The organism is Candidatus Hydrogenedentota bacterium (assembly GCA_018005585.1).
In the GTDB taxonomy this organism is placed as follows: domain Bacteria; phylum Hydrogenedentota; class Hydrogenedentia; order Hydrogenedentales; family JAGMZX01; genus JAGMZX01.
Window position 1 is genome coordinate 1 of record JAGMZX010000125.1, and the last position, 3,809, is coordinate 3,809.

Genomic DNA, 3,809 nt, shown 5'->3' on the forward strand with positions numbered 1-3,809 from the left:
GGGTCGGGGTTGTACGCGACGCCCGGCGTCATGGCCCGTTCCCCGGTAAATGGGCGGCCCGCCTGCAGGAGCGGGAACTGCATGTAGGGAATCGCGTGGAGGTACGGTTCGTCCGGGCTGGCGGTCTGGGCAAAGGTCATGTCGGGGCAAGGCACGACGTACGGCGGATAGTCCTTGACCGTTTCCCGCAGGCCTTCCAGGTTGCCGACGCCCTCCCCGACCCAGAGATAGTCATACACGCGCAGTCCCCGCGTCATCGGTTGTTCCGCCGCGTTGACGTGCAGCTTCAGGATGCCGCCCCGGCGCTTGACTTCGCCGTAAAGCAGACCGAGCAGGTCCGTGAATGCGCCGTCATAGTCCGGCGTCTCCTCGAACGCGTCTTCTTCGTCGGGGGTGGGCGCGCCCCGGCCGCGGTGCTTGTTGGCGAGATAACCGCCGTCATTGTAGAGGCCATCGGCGCCGTATTCGTCGAGCACGTTGAGCAGTTTAGGCAGGAGAAAGGCGCGCCAGCCCGCGCTGGCGGGCGCGCAACGCGCCATGTTCCAGTAGCCGAGCCTGAGGAAGTCTCCCTCGCGCGACCACTCCTGCCGGAAATCGGGGTCGGTGCGCTGGAGAAATCCGGTCGATACGTAGGGCAGGATTTTCATGCCGCGCCCGTGCACCATCTCGATGAACCGGCGGAATCCCGCCGGGTTCACCGGTGAATACTTGTCGCCGCCGAAAAGGCGCAGCGAATCGTTCCATTCATCGAAGACCTGTATGATCTGGATGCCGTGGTCCCGAAGCCGGTCCAGTTCCTGTTCATCATAGTCGTTCGGTTCCCACCGAATGCGGGAGGGATACTCGCCGAGATTGTACGCGGCTTGCGCGGGCAGGTAGTTCGTGATCAGATGCCTGCGCATGCAGCGGCGCACGGCCCGCTCGCACGCCCGGACGTTCTCCAGCCGATGCCGGTGGTCTTCCGCAGTGTATGATGCCCATATGGGCGCCGCCCGGGAAACGTGCGCATCTCTCGCGAGAGCGTTTTCCGCCCGGGCCAGCGCGTCCGGAACCGCCGCCGCCGCGGCTCCCGACCCCAGTGCTGCAAAGAAGGCGCGCCGTTTCATGCTCGAATCCTCCGCCAGGCTCTCGCACACTATGCCGCGACACACGGAGGCAATCAAGGCAATGCGCCACCGTCTTTTCGCTCAGCGGCTCGAACCACGGCATGTTTCCCCGATGTGCCGTTGCCTTGGCCTTCGCACAGGTGCTTCAAGAAACCCGATGCTGTATGCTGAAAACGCATGGGGCCGTATCAGGGAGCGAAGAGAGCGATGCAAACGCGGAGAGAATTCATCACGACCGCCTCGACGGTTTGCCTTGGCGGCATTGCTGTCGCCGGGCAAGAGAAACCAGCGGAGCCTGCTGCAAACCAAGCCGAACCGCCGGGTGCGGAGACTGCCGCAGCGCCGCGGATTGCGTGGCAGCGCGACATTCCCGTGCGCTACGAATGCGACGTGGCCGTGGCCGGCGGAGGCATTGCGGGCGTATCCGCGGCGCTGGCCGCGGCGCGGTCCGGCGCACGCGTTCTGCTGGTGGAAGGATTCGCCGTGGCCGGCGGCAACGCGACGGTGGGCGGCGTCGCGTCCTTCTGCGGCGAAACGGCGGGCCAGGGCGAAGCGTTCGACGCGATTGTCGCCGCGCTCGAGGCGTTTCAGGCCATTGCCCCTTATCGCCCCTACCCCGAAGCCGACAACCGGGTATTCGATCACGAGATTCTTGCGGTCGTGTTGCAGGAGTTGCTGGTTCGCCGCGGAGTGAAACTCCTGCTGCATACGCGTTTCGTCGATGCGTGCGTAAAGGGCGACAAGATAACCGAATGCATTGTCTGTGGGCCGTCCGGACCGGAGGCCATCCGGGCGAAACAGTTTATCGATTGCACGGGCGAGGCCCAACTGGCGCATCGGGCCGGCTTCCAGACCGTCAAGGGCCGGCCGGAAGACGGACTTCAGCTGCCCATGTCGCTCATGTTTTTCGTGCGGCACGTAAACCCCGCGGACGCCCGCGTTCAAGCGCCTGACGGCTGGTTCGAGGCCTTCCGCACCGAGGATGAACTGCCCATGACCAGCGTGTGGCCGAACGGGCCCGGCGGCAACGCGCTGAAGATCAAGGTCCCCCTGTTCGACGCAACCGACACGGAGTCCTTGACCGCCGCGGAGATTCACGGCCGCCGCCGGATGATGTCGGTGCTTGACTATTACCAGCGCGTGGAACACAAGCCGTGGCTGCTGGACCACTGCGCGGGCCGGGTCGGCATTCGCGAGGGACGCCGCATTTTGGGCGACTACGTGCTGACGGTGCAGGACCTGCGCGCCGGGCGCTCATTCGATGACGCCATTGCCCGGGGCGTGTATCCGCTGGACGGTCACAAGCCCGACGACGACAAACGCACCTACATTCTTCCATCGGAAGAGCGGACCGTGCCGCCGTACCAGATTCCGTTCCGTTGCCTGATACCACGCGAGGCGGGAAACCTGCTGTCGGCGGGCCGGTGCTTATCGGCGGACCAGTTGGCCCTATCGTCCGCGCGCGTGATGACCACGAGTTCCATGATGGGTCAGGCCGCGGGCGTGGCGGCGGCGCTGGCCGCCGCGCGGGGGTGCAGTCCACGCGACCTCGATTTCTTGGAGATACGCCGGACGGTCGTGGAACGCGGCGCCAATCTGGCAGTCTGAACGCACGCCACGCGGAACGAACGGAGTACTCCCCGCCGGGTATCACCCAATTGCCGTTCGAATACGTCCCGCTACGACAGACCTGGACAGAACCCATCCTCCGTGCCGCCATCGGGACAGGGGGTGTAGCCTCCGCTGTTGTAAAACTGGATAATGCGCAGCAATTCGAGAAGCTCCACGGCCCAGTCCTGCGGCTCATAGTCGCTATGATGGGGAGCGCAAGACTGGCCGCCGGGGCCGGGCGCATAGCCGTCTTCCGTGGCATCCGGCGTTTCGGCGCAGTGGAGGCCGCCTGAGTTGTAAAACTGAATCAAGCGCAGCAACTCGGAAAGCTGAATGCGCAGGTCGGCGTCCTGGTCGCCCGTATGCACGGCGTCCTCGCCGCCTGCCCCGATAAGCAGCTCGCGACGGCTGACCGCGCCGTCCCCGTTTGTATCCCATGTGTCGAAAAGCTCCTGATCCATTCCGGGCACGACGTTCGCGGCTTCGTCCAGGTCAAGCCCGCCCGATTCGTCGGCGTCGGCGGCGCCGGCCTCGCCCGCCAAGGTCTGGACCATGCCGGCAAGAGAAGCAAAGACGCGGATGGTAACGACGTTTCGAGCCTCGTTGGTGCTTCCGCGGCCAGTTACGGTGAGCCATGGCTGGAAGTCGCCGGCGGTCGTGTATGTGAACGTCACCGGCTCGCCGCGCGTGCCCGTCAGGTCGACGCTGTAGTTGCCCTGGAAGTCCCATCGTGTTTCGAGGTAATCGCCGGTCGACAGGTCCTGGAAAGTGACATCGAGCGGTGCAACGCCGATCACAGGGGCCGCGGAGAAATCGGCTACTGCGAGCACCTTGTTGCGTAGAGGAATCTCCGTATCCGCGAAACTCGCCTTGCCGGCCGTCGTAGTCACTCCCGCGCGCAATTTCAGCGGCGCTTCCACTTCCTCGCTCGTTACAAAGAGCCCGTCCTCCGTGAATACGCCGTCTCCCGCCACTTCGTCGCCGCGGTACTCGCCATCATCCAGGATACCGCCGTTGACGTGAAAACGGCTGGTGCCGCCCGGCACGCTGGCATCGTGATTGAACGGATAGGAGTACATGCCGGCAAGCGCG

Annotated in this window: 3 protein-coding genes; 1 reads left to right on the top strand and 2 read right to left on the bottom strand. The window is 64.8% G+C overall.

All coding sequences use genetic code 11. The features are described 5' to 3' along the window. On the bottom strand, positions 1-1,106 hold a 1,106-nt coding region (locus tag KA184_17830), incomplete at its 3' end, for a hypothetical protein (protein ID MBP8131443.1). Between the two features lie 207 nt (positions 1,107-1,313). Here KA184_17830 and KA184_17835 point away from each other — a divergent pair. After that, the gene (locus tag KA184_17835; GenBank protein ID MBP8131444.1) at positions 1,314-2,714 is read left to right on the top strand and encodes an FAD-dependent oxidoreductase; all 1,401 of its coding nucleotides are present in this window, start codon (positions 1,314-1,316) and stop codon (positions 2,712-2,714) included. A 71-nt stretch (positions 2,715-2,785) separates the two neighbouring features. Here KA184_17835 and KA184_17840 read toward each other — a convergent pair. Beyond that, positions 2,786-3,809 (bottom strand): hypothetical protein (locus KA184_17840; GenBank protein ID MBP8131445.1); only part of this gene is annotated, 1,024 nt, incomplete at its 5' end.